The sequence below is a fragment of the Streptomyces sp. NBC_00094 genome (assembly GCF_026343125.1).
GTDB lineage: Bacteria > Actinomycetota > Actinomycetes > Streptomycetales > Streptomycetaceae > Streptomyces.
This window is the reverse complement of the sequence record NZ_JAPEMB010000001.1, coordinates 4,926,493-4,941,778: the sequence shown is the minus strand read 5'-3', so window position 1 is coordinate 4,941,778 and position 15,286 is coordinate 4,926,493. Positions and strand designations below refer to the sequence as shown.

At 72.3% G+C, this 15,286-nt stretch carries 11 protein-coding genes; 2 read left to right on the top strand and 9 right to left on the bottom strand.

What is annotated here, in order from left to right:
- Positions 1 to 10: 10 nt before the first annotated feature.
- Both OG580_RS22005 and OG580_RS22000 read right to left on the bottom strand, forming a co-directional pair.
- The gene (locus OG580_RS22005) at positions 11 to 733 is read right to left on the bottom strand and encodes a response regulator transcription factor (protein WP_267045379.1); all 723 of its coding nucleotides are present in this window, start codon (positions 731 to 733) and stop codon (positions 11 to 13) included.
- Complete coding sequence (locus tag OG580_RS22000; RefSeq protein ID WP_267045378.1) at positions 730 to 1,992, bottom strand: ATP-binding protein; 1,263 nt, start codon at positions 1,990 to 1,992, stop codon at positions 730 to 732. Before OG580_RS22000 ends, OG580_RS22005 begins: the two co-directional genes overlap by 4 nt.
- A 156-nt stretch (positions 1,993 to 2,148) precedes the next feature.
- Here OG580_RS22000 and OG580_RS21995 point away from each other — a divergent pair, with 156 nt between their 5' ends.
- The gene (locus OG580_RS21995; RefSeq protein WP_267045377.1) at positions 2,149 to 3,495 is read left to right on the top strand and encodes a PspC domain-containing protein; all 1,347 of its coding nucleotides are present in this window, start codon (positions 2,149 to 2,151) and stop codon (positions 3,493 to 3,495) included.
- 156 nt (positions 3,496 to 3,651) lie between these two features.
- On the opposite strand, the gene OG580_RS21985 is transcribed toward OG580_RS21995, so the two are convergent.
- From OG580_RS21985 to guaA, 4 genes are all read right to left on the bottom strand, one after another.
- Positions 3,652 to 4,245, bottom strand: coding sequence for a DoxX family protein (locus OG580_RS21985; protein WP_267045375.1), 594 nt, complete (start codon positions 4,243 to 4,245; stop codon positions 3,652 to 3,654).
- Between the two features lie 91 nt (positions 4,246 to 4,336).
- Positions 4,337 to 5,587 (bottom strand): hypothetical protein, encoded by a 1,251-nt coding sequence (locus OG580_RS21980; protein ID WP_267045374.1) that lies wholly within the window; start codon positions 5,585 to 5,587, stop codon positions 4,337 to 4,339.
- Positions 5,588 to 5,775: 188 nt separating this feature from the next.
- Positions 5,776 to 6,564: a class II aldolase/adducin family protein gene (locus OG580_RS21975; protein ID WP_267045373.1), complete on the bottom strand. Its 789-nt coding sequence runs from the start codon at positions 6,562 to 6,564 to the stop codon at positions 5,776 to 5,778.
- Between the two features lie 167 nt (positions 6,565 to 6,731).
- On the bottom strand, positions 6,732 to 8,324 hold the full coding sequence (guaA, locus tag OG580_RS21970; protein WP_267045372.1) for a glutamine-hydrolyzing GMP synthase: 1,593 nt from the start codon (positions 8,322 to 8,324) through the stop codon (positions 6,732 to 6,734).
- A gap of 331 nt (positions 8,325 to 8,655) precedes the next feature.
- Here guaA and OG580_RS21965 point away from each other — a divergent pair, with 331 nt between their 5' ends.
- A complete protein-coding gene (locus tag OG580_RS21965) occupies positions 8,656 to 8,955 on the top strand; it encodes a chorismate mutase (RefSeq protein WP_267045371.1) in 300 nt (99 codons plus the stop codon).
- 638 nt (positions 8,956 to 9,593) lie between these two features.
- Here the strand turns inward: OG580_RS21965 and OG580_RS21960 are convergent.
- The 3 genes from OG580_RS21960 to OG580_RS21950 form a co-directional block, all read right to left on the bottom strand.
- Positions 9,594 to 11,408, bottom strand: coding sequence for a GMC oxidoreductase (locus OG580_RS21960; RefSeq protein WP_267045370.1), 1,815 nt, complete (start codon positions 11,406 to 11,408; stop codon positions 9,594 to 9,596).
- A gap of 53 nt (positions 11,409 to 11,461) precedes the next feature.
- Positions 11,462 to 13,123 carry a succinic semialdehyde dehydrogenase gene (locus tag OG580_RS21955; RefSeq protein ID WP_267045369.1) on the bottom strand — a complete coding sequence of 554 codons (1,662 nt, stop codon included), beginning with the start codon at positions 13,121 to 13,123 and terminating at the stop codon, positions 11,462 to 11,464.
- 153 nt (positions 13,124 to 13,276) lie between these two features.
- The gene (locus OG580_RS21950; protein ID WP_267045368.1) at positions 13,277 to 15,025 is read right to left on the bottom strand and encodes a serine/threonine-protein kinase; all 1,749 of its coding nucleotides are present in this window, start codon (positions 15,023 to 15,025) and stop codon (positions 13,277 to 13,279) included.
- Between the last annotated feature and the right edge of the window lie 261 nt (positions 15,026 to 15,286).

Here is a 15,286-nt window from a genome sequence, read left to right as displayed (position 1 = left end):
CCGGACGGTGTCAGACCAGGCGGCGGGCGGTGGCCCAGCGGGTCAGCTCGTGGCGGTTGGAGAGCTGGAGCTTCCGCAGCACCGCCGAGACGTGCGACTCGACCGTCTTCACCGAGATGTAGAGCTGCTTCGCGATCTCCTTGTACGCGTATCCCCGGGCGATCAGCCGCAGCACCTCCCGCTCGCGCTGGGTGAGCCGGTCCAGGTCCTCGTCCACCGGGGGCGCGTCCGTCGAGGCGAAGGCGTCGAGGACGAACCCGGCCAGCCGGGGGGAGAAGACGGCGTCGCCCTCCTGGACCCGGAAGATCGAGTCGACCAGGTCGGTACCGGTGATCGTCTTCGTGACGTAGCCGCGGGCGCCGCCCCGGATCACCCCGATGACGTCCTCGGCCGCGTCCGAGACGGACAGGGCCAGGAAGCGGACGGGATCCTCACCGGCCGCCATCAGGCTCGCGCAGCGGCGCAGCACCTCGACGCCGCCACCGCCCGGCAGGTGCACGTCGAGGAGGACGACCTCGGGGCGGGTCGCGGTGATGACCGTGACCGCCTGGTCGACGTCGGCGGCCTCGCCGACCACCTCGACGCCGGTGACCTCGGTCCTGCCGATCTCCGCCTGCACGCCCGTACGGAACATGCGGTGGTCGTCGACGAGCACGACCCGCACCCTGCGTTCCGTGCCCGGCGCCTCCTCCGCCGCACCGGTCCCGGTCGCTGCCCCGGTCTCGTCGCTCATCCGTCCGCCCTCTCCATCTCAAGCTCCACTTCGGTGCCCCCGCCCGGCACGGACCGCAGCCGGGCCGAACCGCCGTTGCGCTGCATCCGCCCGATGATCGATTCTCGTACGCCCATCCGGTCGTCGGGCACGGCGTCCAGGTCGAAGCCCGGCCCCCGGTCCCGCACCGAGACGAAGACCGTGCGGCCCTCGACCTCGGCGTACACCTGCACCGCACCGCCCTCGCCACCGTACTTGGCGGCGTTGACCATCGCCTCGCGCGCGGCCTGCATCTGTGCGGTCAGTTTCTCGTCGAGCGGGCAGTCGCCCACGACGACGACCTCCAGAGGCACTCCGTGCTTGTCCTCGACCTCGGCCGCGGCCTTCTTCACCGCCTCCGCGAGGGTCGCGGGCTCCTCGTCCTTGCCGGTGCCCTCGGGCTTGTAGAGCCAGTTCCGCAGCTCCCGCTCCTGCGCACGGGCGAGCCGGCGCACCTCTCCCCCGTCGTCGGCGTTCCGCTGGATCAGCGTGAGGGTGTGGAGCACGGAGTCGTGGACGTGGGCCGCGACCTCGGCGCGCTCCTGGGCGCGGATGCGCATGGTGCGCTCCTCGGTGAGGTCCTGCGACATCCGGACCAGCCAGGGGCCGGCGAGCAGCGTTATCCCGGTGAGGACCGCGACGGAGGCGGTGAGGGCCGTGCCGAGCTGGGCGACGGAACCGCGGACCACCACGAACACCGCGAGGCCCGTGCCGACCAGGGCGACGCCGACGAGTCCGCGGGCGAGCTGGAGCGCGCGTCTTCGGCGCCCGGCGTCGGTCCAGCTCGCCCGGCGGGCGTTGTCCGCCTGGCGCCAGACGAGGACGACACCGACCGCTATGAGGAGGACCGGCCAGACGTACCGCCCGGACTCGTTGTCGACATTGACCGTCCCCACGAGGGCCGCGCCGCCGATCAGGAGCGCGATCAGGGCGAAGACCTGTCCCCGGTCGGGCTTGCGCAGCCGGCGTCGACCGTCCGGAGTGGTCTCGAAGACGGGGCGGGGAGCGGCCCGGCCGCCGACGCCGAGCGGGACGACTATCCAGAAGACCGCGTAGAGCAGGACGCCGAGGCCGTCCGTGAAGAACAGCACCGCGAAGAGCGCCCGGACCCAGACGACCGGCAGACCCAGGTGGCCCGCGAGGCCTCGCGCGACACCGCCGAGCCACCGGCCGTCGGCGCTCCGGTAGAGCCTGCGCACGGGCGGTTCGTCGGTCTCGGTGACACGAGCGGCTGCGGACATGCACCGATCGTCACACGTACGGCCCGCCCCGGACATCAGGGTCGGCCCTGATATCGACCCTGGTACCGCCTCAGGGAGAGCGCCCCTCCGAATATCAGGGTCGGGCCAGGGTCGATCCCGGTGCCGCGCGGGGTCACCGGCCGTCACCATGGACGCATGACGAGTTCGATGCCTTCGACCCACGAGGCCCCGCCGCCGGCGGAGGCCGATTCCTCACTGCCTCTGCGGCGTGCGCGGGGCGGCAAGGTCGTGGGCGGGGTCTGCGCCGGCCTCGGCCGGTACTTCGACCTCGACCCGGTGATCTTCCGGATCACGGTCGGCGTGCTGTCCGTGACGGGTGGCGTCGGTCTGGTCTTCTACGGCTTCGCGTGGCTGCTCGTCCCGCTCGCGGGCGAGGAGGAGAACGAGGGGCGCAGACTGCTGACCGGCCGGGTCTCCGGGGCCACCCTGGCGGCCATACTCATGGCGATGGTCGGCTGCGGGATCTTCCTCTCGATGCTGCGCAGCGGATCCATGCTGGGCTTCACGTTGCTGCTGTCGTGCGCGGTGTGCGGCGCGGCGGCCTGGTCCCGGCGGCGCCGGGCCGCCGGCGGTGAGACGGAGGGCCGGACGGACCATGCGGCGGCCCATGTGGTCGCGGAGGCCCCGCCCGAGACGAAGGCCCCGCCGGTGCTCGAGTTCCCGTCCTGGTGGAAGGACCCGATCGTCAAGGACGGGTCGACCGGCAGGCTGGCGATGGGCTACCTGTGGGGGCCGCACGGCATCGTCGACGCGGAGGGCCGGGTGGACGGCGTCGTGCCGACGCCCGGAAGCCAGTGGGGACCGGATCCCTCGGCCCGCGCCGCCCGGCCGGAGCCCTCCGTCCGGCGCAGCCCGGTGTCCATCGGTGGTCTCGTCCATCTGCTCGCCATCGTCGCGGCCGTCCTCGGCACCGCCCTGACCTGGGAGTCCCAGCCGCTGGGCAAGAGCCTGGCGACGGGCCTCGTGGCCGCCCTCGCGGTGTTCGGTCTGGGCCTGGTCGTCAGCAGCTTCCTCGGCCGCACCGGGTTCGGGACGATCGTCCAGGTCGTCCTCACCGCCTGTCTGCTCGCCGGGGCGGTCGCCCTCCCCGACCGGATCACCACGACGTGGGTCCGCGAGACCTGGAAGCCGACCTCCGTCGCCGCGGTGCAGGAGCGGTACGAGCTGGGTACCGGCGCCGGCCTGCTCGACCTGTCGGGGGTCCCGCTCCCCACGGGCGCGGTCGTCACCACCCAGGCCGAGGTGGGCGCAGGGCAGCTCAAGGTGATCGTCCCGCACGACGCGGTCGTGAAGCTCCACGCCGAGGTGGGGCTCGGTGACCTGCAGCTGCCCGGGCAGGCGCCGGAGGACATCGACATCGCGCCGGACCGTGTCGAGGACCGCACGATCACCCCGCCGACCGGGACCGCCCCGGCCGGCACGCTGGACCTCCAGCTGGAGGTCGGCATCGGACAGGTGGAGGTCACCCGTGCTGCGCCATGAGTTCCGCCCCGGCCGGCTGCTCGCCGGCCTCACCGCCCTGGCCCTGGCCGCCGTCTACGCGGGCGATCTCGCCGGAGCCTGGACGACCCCCTGGTACGCGGTGATCCCGGTGCTCTGCGGCGGTCTGGGCACCGCCGCCCTCGCGACCTGGGTCGCCTATCGAATACGGCGCCGCCGATCCGCGAGGAACGTGTCCAGCGACAGCACGGATGCCCCGGCCAGCAGCAGCGGAAGCCAGGCCATCAGATAGACGAGGTCGTTGCCGAGGTAGTACGGGCTCACCTGCCAGCTCACGGTCAGCCAGAGGCTCAGCGAGATCAGCGCGCCGCCGAGCGCCGCCACGCGCGCGTAGAGCCCGAGCAGCGTTCCGATCCCGACGGCGAGTTCTCCGAAGGAGATGGCGTACCCGAAGGCGCTGGGGTCCTTGAGGGCGAGGTCGACGAGGCCGGGGATCGCGGAGATGTCCCGCACCCCGCGCATCGTCTCGCCGATGGAGCCGCTGCCCGTGTCGGCGAGGAAGGAGGCGTCGGTGAGCTTGTCGAGACCCGCGTAGACGAACGTGATGCCGAGGAAGAGCCGGAGCGGAAGGAGCGCGTAGCGGGAGGCGACGGCCTTCCATCGGACGAAGGCGGCCTCCCAGGTGGCGAAGCGGGCCTTCCGCTCGGCGCGGCGGCCGGATTCACCGGTCCCGGCCGGGCCGTCGGCCGGGGCACCTGTCGTGTCGTTCGGCCGGTCCGCTCGTCCCGTCATCGTCGGTCACCTCTCCACGCCCCGTACGACTGTTCGCGGAACGATTCTCCTCGGACCTGCACCCCGGGGATACGCGGAGGGGGCCGGACGCTCAGTCGACGACGTCGATCGTGACCCGATTGGTCTCCACGCCGGCCGCCGTCACGACCGAGACCTCCACCCGGCCCGGCTCCACGTCCGCCGGGAGGGGGACGGTGAGGGCCGTGTCCGTCGGGTTGGCGAAACCGCCGGGGACCGGGACCAGGGGGACGTGGGCGTGGACGGGGCCGATGCGTACGACCAGCCGGGTCAGCGGGTCGGGAGCGGCGGCGCCGGGCGGGACGAAGCCGCAGCCGCGGATCTCGATGTCGTCGCCGGTACGGATCGGGGCGTCGAGGTCGCCCGCCTCCCGGGAGCGGACCACGGAGTGGATCGTGGGGCGGACGCCCTCCGTGCACTTCGCGGCGAGCTGCCAGGCCGCGGAGACGGCGAGGAGGAGCACGAGGGACCAGGGCACCTCGGGGAGCCTGCCGGGGTCGCGGGCGAGACCGAGGGCCGTCAGCACCAGGACGGCACAGGAGACGAGGAGGTACTGGACGTCGGCGAGGCCGGCCCGGCCGTTGTCGTCGCAGAGCAGGTCGGCGGCGCGCGGACGGTCGGCGCGGACCTTCTGGAGGCGGCGCGCCGCGATCCGGACGGAGACGACGAGACGGGCGGTGACGGTGACCCCCGACACGAGGGCGAAGACGGTGAGCAGGCCCGCGCCCCGGGCCAGACCGAAGGCGCCCGGGTCCGGGGACCGGAACGCCAGGAAGGCGAGGAAGAGGAGGGTGAAGCCGAGGAGAAGGAGCCAGGCGGCGGCGACGGCCCGGGTCGTGGAGAGCCGGTTGTCCTCACCGATCAGCGGGGCGAGGAGGCCCCCGCGGGTCCGGTGGGCGTGGGCGGCGACGCTGAGCAGGACGGCGAGGACCACGGCGGCGCAGAGCCCGGCCGTACGGGCACCGGTCCAGCCGCTCCCGATCGCGGTGAGGGCCTGACCGAGGAGGAGGGCCAGGACGGCGCCCCACACGGCGCCGAGGCCCCCGCTCCGTACCCGGTCGAGCCAGGCCACCCCGGCCTCCCGGCCGCGTGCGGCCACCGCGCGGGCGGACTGGGCCAGCTCGTCCGAGACCCACTGGCGCGCGGCGACCGGCGAATGGGCGACGGCCGCGGGGACGCCGTGCCCGGCAGCGAGTTCGTCGCGCCGGGCGAGGAAGGCGGCGACCGCGCGTCGGTGGCCGGCCTGTCCGCAGTGGGCGCAGCCGGCACAGGCCGTCGCGTGTTCGCCGTACTGTCTCGCCTCTTGAACCGCCACGGTGCTCACTTCCCGAGCTCACTTCACGACCCGTTCCGTTGCGTCCCGGTGCGCTCCGATGCGTTCCGAACGGTCAACCAGCCGTTGATTCCCCGGAATTGTGTCGCACCGGCGGCTCCCGGAGTCGCCGTGTGCGCCCCGCCGGAGAGTGATTGCCGCGCCATCGCATTGACGTACAGAAGGGTGAAGCGATGGTGTTACGACAGGAGTTCGGGCTCCGCTCGACTGATCCTGCGCCAGAGCGGCTGGTAGTTGATCCAGCCGACGAGGTCGCTGCCGAGCTGTTCGCGGGTGGCGACCGCCTCCCGGTGGTCGATCGGCACCGGCTTGCCGGCCGCCCGCGCGGTCAGCTGCACCTGGGCGCAGCGTTCCATGGCGATGAACCACCAGGCCGCCGCGTCGACGGAGGTGCCGACGGTGAGCAGCCCGTGGTTGCGCAGCACGATCGCCTTGAACGAGCCGAGGGCGACGGCGATCCGGCGGCCCTCCTCGGCGTCGACGGTGACGCCCGTGTACGCGTCGTAGAGGGCGTGGTCCTGGTAGAAGGCGCAGGACTCCTGGGTGAGGGGGTCGAGGAGTTCGCCGAGCGCGGCGAGCGCCCGCCCGTGAAGGGAGTGGGTGTGGACGACGGCCACGGCGTCGGGCCGGGCCCGGTGGACCTGGGCGTGGACGGTGAAGGCCGCCTGGTTCACGTGTTGGCCGCCCCGGACGACCTGCCCTTCGCCGTTGACCAGGATGAGGTCGCTCGCGGTGAGGTCCTCGAAGGGCGCGCCGAAGGGGTTCACCCAGTAGCAGTCGGGGAACTCCGGGTCGCGGGCGCTGATGTGGCCCGAGACGCCCTCCTCGTATCCGAGCCGCCCGAAGAGCCGGAGCGCGCCCGCGAGCCGCTGCCTGCGGTGGGTGCGCTCCTCCTCGGCCGTCGCGTGGACGGGAGGCATGGCGAAATGAAGCCGATCGACGGGGACGGGGTCCGGTATCACGCTCATGCGCCGGAAGGTAACGCCCGGCCGGGCAACTCACCAGAGCCCGGACACGACGAAGCCGCCGCCCCCTGTTTCCCGGGCACGACGAGGCCGCCGCCCCGGGTTCCCCGGACACGACGAAGCCGCCGCCCCGGTTGCCCGGGACGGCGGCCTCACACCTGCGGGAGGGGCTACTCCCACTCGATGGTGCCCGGGGGCTTGCTCGTGATGTCGAGGACGACGCGGTTCACGTCGGCGACCTCGTTGGTGATGCGGGTCGAGATCTTGGCGAGCACGTCGTACGGCAGGCGCGACCAGTCGGCCGTCATCGCGTCCTCGGAGGAGACGGGGCGCAGCACGATCGGGTGACCGTAGGTGCGACCGTCACCCTGGACGCCCACGGAGCGGACGTCGGCGAGCAGGACGACCGGGCACTGCCAGATCTCGCGGTCGAGACCGGCCGCGGTGAGCTCCTCGCGGGCGATGGCGTCGGCCTCGCGCAGCAGGTCCAGGCGCTCCTTGGTGACCTCGCCGACGATGCGGATGCCGAGGCCGGGGCCGGGGAAGGGCTGCCGCTGGACGATCTCCTCGGGCAGGCCGAGCTCCTGGCCGACCATGCGGACCTCGTCCTTGAAGAGCTGGCGGAGCGGCTCGACGAGTTCGAACTCGATGTCGTCGGGGAGACCGCCGACGTTGTGGTGGGACTTGATGTTCGCGGTGCCGGTGCCGCCGCCGGACTCGACGATGTCCGGGTAGAGCGTGCCCTGGACGAGGAACGCGACCTCGGGGCCCTCCTCCTGGAGGATCTCCAGCTGCGCCTGCTCGAACACGCGGATGAACTCACGGCCGATGATCTTGCGCTTGGTCTCCGGGTCGGAGACGCCGGCGAGGGCGGTGAGGAAGCGCTCCTGCGCGTCGACGACCTTCAGGTTGACGCCGGTGGAGGCGACGAAGTCCTTCTCGACCTGCTCGGTCTCGCCCTTGCGCATGAGGCCGTGGTCGACGTAGACGCAGGTGAGCTGCGAGCCGATGGCCTTCTGCACGAGCGCGGCGGCCACGGCGGAGTCGACGCCGCCGGAGAGACCGCAGACGGCGCGCTTGTCGCCGACCTGGGCGCGGATGGCCGCGACCTGCTCCTCGATCACGTTGCCCGTGGTCCAGCTGGGCTCGATGCCGGCGCCCCGGTAGAGGAAGTGCTCAAGGATCTGCTGGCCGTGCGTGGAGTGCAGCACCTCGGGGTGGTACTGGACGCCGTACAGCTTCTTCTCGTCGTTCTCGAAGGCGGCGACCGGCACGACGTCCGTGGACGCGGTGACGGAGAAGCCCTCGGGGGCGGCGGAGCAGGCGTCACCGTGCGACATCCACACGGACTGCTCGACCGGGGTTCCCTCGAAGAGGGTCGAGCCGGCCTTGGAGACGTGCAGTTCCGTGCGGCCGTACTCGCGGGCTCCGGTGTTGTCGACGGTGCCACCGAGGGTCGTCGCCATCAGCTGGAAGCCGTAGCACATACCGAAGACGGGGACGCCCGCCTCGAAGATCTCACGGTCGAGGCGGGGGGCGCCTTCCGCGTACACGGAGGACGGGCCGCCGGAGAGGATGATCGCCTTCGGGTTCTTGGCCAGCATCTCGGCCACCGGCATGGTGGACGGGACGATCTCGCTGTAGACCCGGGCCTCACGGACGCGGCGGGCGATGAGCTGGGCGTACTGGGCGCCGAAGTCGACAACGAGGACTACGTCCGGGTTGGTGACGTCGGGCGCGGCAGCGGGGGTCGCTGATGACACTACGGCGGCCTTCCGGCGGTAGGAGGGGGTCCCCCGAAGGGGGGGTGCTATTTGTCGATTCTACCGGCGCGCCGGTAGCACTTTTCGTCTCACCATCCGAACCCGGGTTGGCCCGGGGTCCACGGCGGGGTCCATACTGTCGCCATGCGCAAGCTCCCGACCTTCGTCTTTACCTATGGCACCGGCCCGTCCGGCTGCCATGGTCGTGCTGCTTGAGCAACTGACAAGCGACTTCCCAGGCGCCCCGGGCCGACAAGGCCCGGGGCGTTCTGTCGTTTCCGGGCCGTGTCGCCCCGGGGCTCCGCACCCCCGACAACACCAGGAGCCCCACATGACCGCCGTGACCGCCATGACCCCGACCGAGAAGACCGGCGCCCGCACCGAGGAGGCGGCGACGCTGATCGGTGACGCCCGCGAGCGCATCGACTCGCTCGACGACCGGATCATCGGCCTCATCCAGGAACGGGTGGCCGTCTCGGCCGTCATCCAGGAGGCCCGGATCTCCTCCGGCGGCCGCCGGGTGAACCTGGCCCGCGAGATGGAGGTCCTCGGTCACTACCGTGACGCGCTGGGCAAGCCCGGCACGGCCCTCGCGATGACCATGCTGGAGCTGTGCCGGGGCCGCATCTGAGCGAAGGCCCGCATGCGAGCGAGGGTCCGGATCTGAGTTCGGGCCCGCTCTCACCCGTACGGCGCGTGACCGGCCGCGACCCGGCTTCGTTGGTCCGGGTGTCCGTGCCAGCCAGGGGCGGGCCCGTAGAAACCACGCGTGGCTTCGCTGGGGCGTGTGGCGCACCTCTGGTGCGCCGTGGGACCTCGCACCAGCGCGTGTGACCGGGCAGCAGGGGACAGCAGCCCGGTCACCCAGAAAGGGCGGTCGGCCCCGGGGACGCCCGGGGCCGGCCGCAACCGGCTCAGTCGGCCGCGGCCCCCCGCGGCCTCCCGCACAGACGAGAACCCCTCGAACCCGTCCCCTCCTCCCCCTCCACGCAAGGGCCCCGTACCGCGACCGGAATCGCGGCACGGGGCCCTTGCGCGTGCGGCGACCGCACCCTCCCCCCGACGTGACGCGCGTCACACCAAGATCCCGGGCAACCGCTACAACCAATCCCACCCATCGCTGGTCATCTATGCAGCATCACCAAAAGCAGGAAAGGCGCTGCACTCGGAGGGGGGTGCAGCGCCTTTTCTTATGCCTCGGGCCGGCTCATGCCTTCTCAGGCCTCGGGTGGCTCATGCCTTCTTCGGCTTCTTGGGCCTCGGGCCGGCTCATGCCTTCTTCGGCGGGACCGTCGGGATGCCCAGGAACGGCAGCCGCAGGGCGCCGAAGGCCTCGGCCGGGACCGCGGGGGACTTCGGCTCGACCGCCGAGAGCCGTACGTACGCCTCTCCCTGCTGCGGACGCGGGTCCTCCTCGCCCTTGTTCGGCCAGAAGGACATCGCCCGCTCCGCCTGCGCCGTGATCGTCAGGGACGGGTTGACGCCGAGGTTGGCGGAGACGGCCGCCCCGTCGACGACGGAGATCCCCGGGTGGCCGAAGAGCCGGTGGTACGGGTCGATGACGCCGGACTCCGCGTCGGCGCCGATCGGGCAGCCGCCCAGGAAGTGGGCGGTCAGCGGGGTGCCCATCAGTTCGCCGACGTTGGAGCCGGGGAAGCCGTTGATCTCCTCGGCGAGGAGGGTGGCGGCCCGGGTCGCCTCCTCGATCTGGACCGGGTTCGGCGCCCCGTGCCCCTGGCGGGCCGTGAGCAGGCCCTTCCCGAGGCCGCCGGGCTTGCGGTAGGTCGTGAGGGAGTTGTCGAGGGACTGCATGACCAGGCCGATGATGGTCCGCTCCGACCAGTGCCAGTTGGAGAGCGAGCGGGCGGCGAGCGCCGGGTGCCTGAGCAGGTTGAGGAACCAGTTGCGCACCCGGTGGGCCCCGTAGGGCACCTGGAGGATGGTGAGGCCGCCCATGGAGTTGGAGCCCTTGCCGTACCGCACCGGCTCGATGTGGGTGTTCGCGTCCGGGTGGACCGACGAGGTGATGGCGACGCCCCGGGTGAAGTCGGCCTTCTCCTTGCCGTGCTTCTTGCGGTAGCGCCGGTCGGTGGTCTGCGCGCCGACCAGGCCCTCGGAGTTGGTACGGGTGAGCTCGCCGAGCCGGCGCGAGATCCGGGGCAGCAGGCCGCCGTCCTTCATCCGGTGCAGCAGGGTCTGCGTGCCGTACGTGCCGGCCGCGATCACCACCCGGCGGGCACGGAACGTCCGCCCCTTCCCCTTCTTGCGGTTGTCGGTGGGGAGGGTCTTCACCGCGTAGCCGCCCCGCGAGTCCTCGGTGACGGTGACGACCGTGGTCATGGGGTGGACGGTGGCCCCCGCCTTCTCGGCGAGGTGAAGGTAGTTCTCGTTGAGGGTGTTCTTGGCGCCGTGGCGGCAGCCGGTCATGCACTCGCCGCACTCCGTGCAGGCGCGCCGGGCCGGGCCGGCCCCGCCGAAGTACGGGTCGGCGACCTCGCCGCCCGGCTTCGCCTTCGCCGTGCCGTCGGAGTCCTCGCCGTCCCCGAAGAAGACCCCGACCGGCGCCATGTGGAAGGTGTCGCCGATGCCCATCGCCTCCGCGGCCGCCTTGAGGTGGACGTCGGAGGGGGTCGTCGTCGGGTTGAGCCGGACGCCGAGCATCCGCTGCGCCTGGTCGTAGTAGGGCCGCAGCTCGTCCTGCCAGTCCGTGATGTCCTTCCACTGCGGGTCGTCGAAGAACGGCTTGGGCGGTACGTAGAGGGTGTTGGCGTAGTTGAGGGAGCCGCCGCCCACGCCGGCGCCCGCGAGGACCATGACGTTGCCCAGCAGGTGGATGCGCTGGATGCCGTAGAGACCGAGGGCCGGGGCCCACAGGAAGTTCTTCACGTCCCAGGAGTTCTTCGGCAGGGTCGCGCGGGTGAAGCGGCGTCCGGCCTCCAGGACGCCGACCCGGTAGCCCTTCTCGGTGAGCCGGAGGGCGGTGACCGAACCGCCGAAGCCGGAGCCGACGACGAGGACGTCGTAGTCGTACGCGTCGTCCGTCCCGCTCGCTTCCTGATTCCGGGCAGGGGGTACCGCGGTCATGGCTCTCCTCGTACGAAAAGGGGACGGTCGGGGTGCGGGGACGGCGCGGCGGCTCAGCGCAGGCGCAGGGCCTTCATCGCCTTCAGGGACAGGCTCATCACGGCGGCGTACTTCTCGTCGTCCATGCCGAAGGAGGGCGCGAGCGGCATCACCCGCTGCTGGGCGACGGTCTGGGCCTCGGTGTACTTGAGGATGCCCTCCGAGCCGTGGCGGCGGCCGAGACCGGAGTCCTTCATGCCGCCCATCGGGGACTGCACGCTGCCGTAGGCCGGCGCGTACCCCTCGTTGATGTTGACGGTGCCGGTGCGGAGCCGGGCCGCGACGGCGTGGCCGCGGCGCGAGTCCTTGGTCCAGACGGAGGAGTTGAGGCCGTACGGCGTGCCGTTGGCGAGGTCGATCACCTCGTCCTCGTCCGTGAAGCGGTAGACGGAGACGACCGGCCCGAAGGTCTCCTCGGAGCAGACGGCCATCGGGGCCTCGACGCCGTCGAGGATGGTCGGCTCGTAGAAGAGGGGGCCGATGTCGGGGCGGGCGACGCCGCCGGCGACGAGCCGGGCGCCCTTGGCGACGGCCTCCTCGACGTGCTTCGTGACCGTCTCCAGCTGCCGGTCGCCGACGAGGGAGCCCATGTCGGCCCCGTACGCGAGGGAACTGCCGAGCCTCATCGCCTTGGTGCGGGCGGCGAAGCGGTCGAGGAAGGCGTCGGCGATCGACTCGTGCACGTACAGCCGCTCGATGGAGATGCAGAGCTGTCCGGCGGAGGAGAAGCAGGCGCGGACGGCTCCGGCGGCGGCCTTCTCGATGTCGGCGTCCTTCAGGACGAGCATCGCGTTCTTGCCGCCGAGTTCGAGGGAGACGCCGACGAGCCGGGCCGCGGCGCCCTGGGCGACCTCGCGGCCGGTGCGGGTCGAGCCGGTGAAGGAGACGTAGTCGGCGTGCTTGACGACCTCGGGGCCGACGACCGGGCCCTCGCCGAGGACGATCTGGAAGACCTCGGCGGGCAGTCCCGCCTCGACGAGCAGATCACGGGCCCACAGCGCGGTGAGCGCGGTCTCCGTGTCGGGCTTCATGACGACGGCGTTGCCCGAGACGAAGGCGGGGAGCGCGTCGCCGACGGAGAGCTCGAGCGGGTAGTTCCAGGGCGCGATCTGGCCGACGACCCCGCGCGGCTGGCGCAGCTCGGTGACCTTGGTGAGGGTCGGTACGACTCCGGTGTGGCGCTTGGCGCGCAGGTACGAGGCGGCCTTGCGGCCGTAGTGGCGGGCGGCGACGCAGACCGCCTGGACCTCCTCGTGGGCGTGCAGGCGCGCCTTGCCCGTCTCCAGCTGGATGAGGTCGAGGACCTCGGACTGCCGCTGGAGGACGAGGTCGTGGAAGCGGAGGAGGACGGCGGCGCGGGTCCTGACCGGGGTGGCGGCCCACGCCGACTGGGCGGCGCGGGCGCGCGTGAAGGCCTCGGCGACGTCCTCGGGGGTGGCCTCGGGCAGCTCCGCCAGCCGCTCCCCGGTGAAGGGGGTGTGGTTGGCGGTCCGGCCGGAGCCGGCGACACCGCGGGTGAGCCGGGCGACCACCTCGGGCGTCACGACGTCGGCGGCCGTCCGGGCGCCGGCGGGCGCGGGCGCGACCGGGTTGGTGGCGTCGGCGGGCGCCGCTCCGCCCCGCGTGGCGGGGGCGTCGGCGACCGAGAGGGCCACGGGGGCCTGCGAGTCCGTCATACGGGCGAGCGTAGGCGGCGATCCGCCCTTTGGGTACCCGTCGGTAACGCGTTTTCACCGGGTGCACACATCGCGCCAGCGATCACTGGCACATAAGCCCTGATCAGGGGCTTACGGCTGAGGGAAGGCCCTCCCCGGAGATTTCCCGAAGGCTCAGTCGCCCGGCGCCCGCCAGTGCTGGAGGACGATGTCGAACTGTTCCCGGGTGGTTTCCCAGCTCGACTCCGGCGAGGACATGTACAGGGCGTACTCCGTGCCGTCGTCCTCGTAGTACATGAGGTCGATCGCGTGCCGGGGCCCGGGGAAGTTCTTCCTCTCGGTCCAGGTGAACTCCCACAGGCAGGAGCGGACCTGGTCGCGGTAGGTGGTCTGGGTGAGCTTGTTCCGGGCGTAGTCCATCCGCTTCTCGAGGACGCGCTCCAGGTCGAGGGCGTGCATGTACGGGTTCTCGAAGTCGGGTTTCCGGTCGATGCTGATCCGGATGCGGTGGTTGCCGTTGTCCGGGGTGTAGTCGATCTGGTCGCCCTCCGTCTGCCGCTTCCAGCCCTTCGGTACGAGGAGGCTGAAGCCCTCCGGGTCGTCGACGCGGTGCCAGCCGTCCGGGATGACGCTCCCGGTGCCCCGGGTGGTGCCGGAGGTGGGGGTCGAGGTGCCGGAGGTGCGGTTGCCGTTCCGGTCGCCGCCCGCGTAGTTCATGGCGACGAAGACGGCACCGCCCGCGACGAGACCGGCGAGCACGGCCGCGAGGACGGCGGCGCGCCAGCGGCCCCGGCCCGAGGGGGTGGTGGTGGGCACCAGGGTGGGGGGCGACTGCGGGCCCTGGGGCGTCTGCGCCCCCTGGGATGCCTGCGCCCCCTGGGCCGACTGTGGCCACTGCGCCGTGGACGTACGCGGCCCCCCGTGCGAACCCGCCGGGCCGTCCGTACCGGCCGTGCGCCCCTCGCCTGCCGTGCGCCCCTCAACCGCCCCGTCGTGCGGAGCCGTCCCGCCTCTCCCGTCCGGCAGCGCCGTCAGGTCGTCCTTGGCCACGCGCTGGGTCGGCACGTACGCCTGCGCCGCCTGCGGCGTCCGTCCCTCCATCGCGTCGAGCAGCATCCGCTCGGCCTCGTCCGCGCGCGGACGGTGATCCGGATCCTTGCGCAGCAGGGCCACGATGACGGGTGCGAGCGGCCCCGCCTTCTCCGGGTACGGCGGCTCCTCGGTCACCACGGCCTGCATCGTGCTGATCGGCGAGGTCCGGCGGAACGGCGAGGTGCCCTCCACCGCCGTGTACAGCGTGGCCCCGAGGGACCAGAGGTCGGAGGCGGGACCGGGATCGCCACCCCGTACCCGCTCGGGTGCCAGATAGTCGATGGAACCGACGATCTCCCCGGTCCGCGTGATCGTCGAGTCCCCCTCGATCGCCGCGATCCCGAAGTCGGTGATCAGCACGCGTCCGTCCCGCGCCAGCAGGACGTTGCCCGGCTTGACGTCCCGGTGCAGCACCCCGGCCGCGTGCGCGGCCCGCAGCGCGCCGAGGACGTGCAGCCCGACCCTGGCCGCCTCGCGGGGCTCGATCGCGCCCGTCTCCTTGGTGGCGTCGGCGAGCGAGGGCCCGTCGACGTACTGCATCACGATCCACGGACGGCTGTCGTGCTCCAGGACGTCGTGGACGGTGACCACGCCCGGGTGGGTGATCCGGGCGGCGGCCCGGGCCTCCTTCTGCGTCCGCGCGTGCAGCACGAGGCGGTCGGCCTCCGCCACGAACCGACCCGCCGTCAGCTCCTTCACCGCGACCACGCGGTGCAGTACCTCGTCGTGCGCGCGCCAGACCTTGCCCATGCCGCCGCGCCCGATGCACTCGCCGAGCCGGTAACGACCCGCGAGCAACAACCCCGCCCCTGTGCTCTGAGAATGTTCCACTTGCCCCCGCCCGTTCCTTCTGATGTCAGGTTACGGAGGGGGGTACGGGCGGCGGAACCTCGGGGCTCGCATAGGAACAGCACTGTGACCAGGGGACGGTGACGGGCCGGCGCCCGCGCCGCGGCACCCCGCCCGGTCCGCGTGTCGACCCCGACTGCTCCGGCGTGTCACCCGTCCGGCTCAGCGCGTCGGTCCTGCCCGGATCAGCGCGTCACCCGTCCGGCTCAGCGCGTCGGTCCTGCCCGGATCAGCGCGTCACCC

Coding starts and splice junctions, on each gene's coding strand:
- OG580_RS22005 (WP_267045379.1), bottom strand. CDS start 733: ATGAGCGACGAGACCGGGGCAGCGACCGGGACCGGTGCGGCGGAGGAG.
- OG580_RS22000 (WP_267045378.1), bottom strand. CDS start 1,992: ATGTCCGCAGCCGCTCGTGTCACCGAGACCGACGAACCGCCCGTGCGC.
- OG580_RS21995 (WP_267045377.1), top strand. CDS start 2,149: ATGACGAGTTCGATGCCTTCGACCCACGAGGCCCCGCCGCCGGCGGAG.
- OG580_RS21985 (WP_267045375.1), bottom strand. CDS start 4,245: ATGACGGGACGAGCGGACCGGCCGAACGACACGACAGGTGCCCCGGCC.
- OG580_RS21975 (WP_267045373.1), bottom strand. CDS start 6,564: ATGAGCGTGATACCGGACCCCGTCCCCGTCGATCGGCTTCATTTCGCC.
- OG580_RS21965 (WP_267045371.1), top strand. CDS start 8,656: ATGACCGCCGTGACCGCCATGACCCCGACCGAGAAGACCGGCGCCCGC.
- OG580_RS21960 (WP_267045370.1), bottom strand. CDS start 11,408: ATGACCGCGGTACCCCCTGCCCGGAATCAGGAAGCGAGCGGGACGGAC.
- OG580_RS21955 (WP_267045369.1), bottom strand. CDS start 13,123: ATGACGGACTCGCAGGCCCCCGTGGCCCTCTCGGTCGCCGACGCCCCC.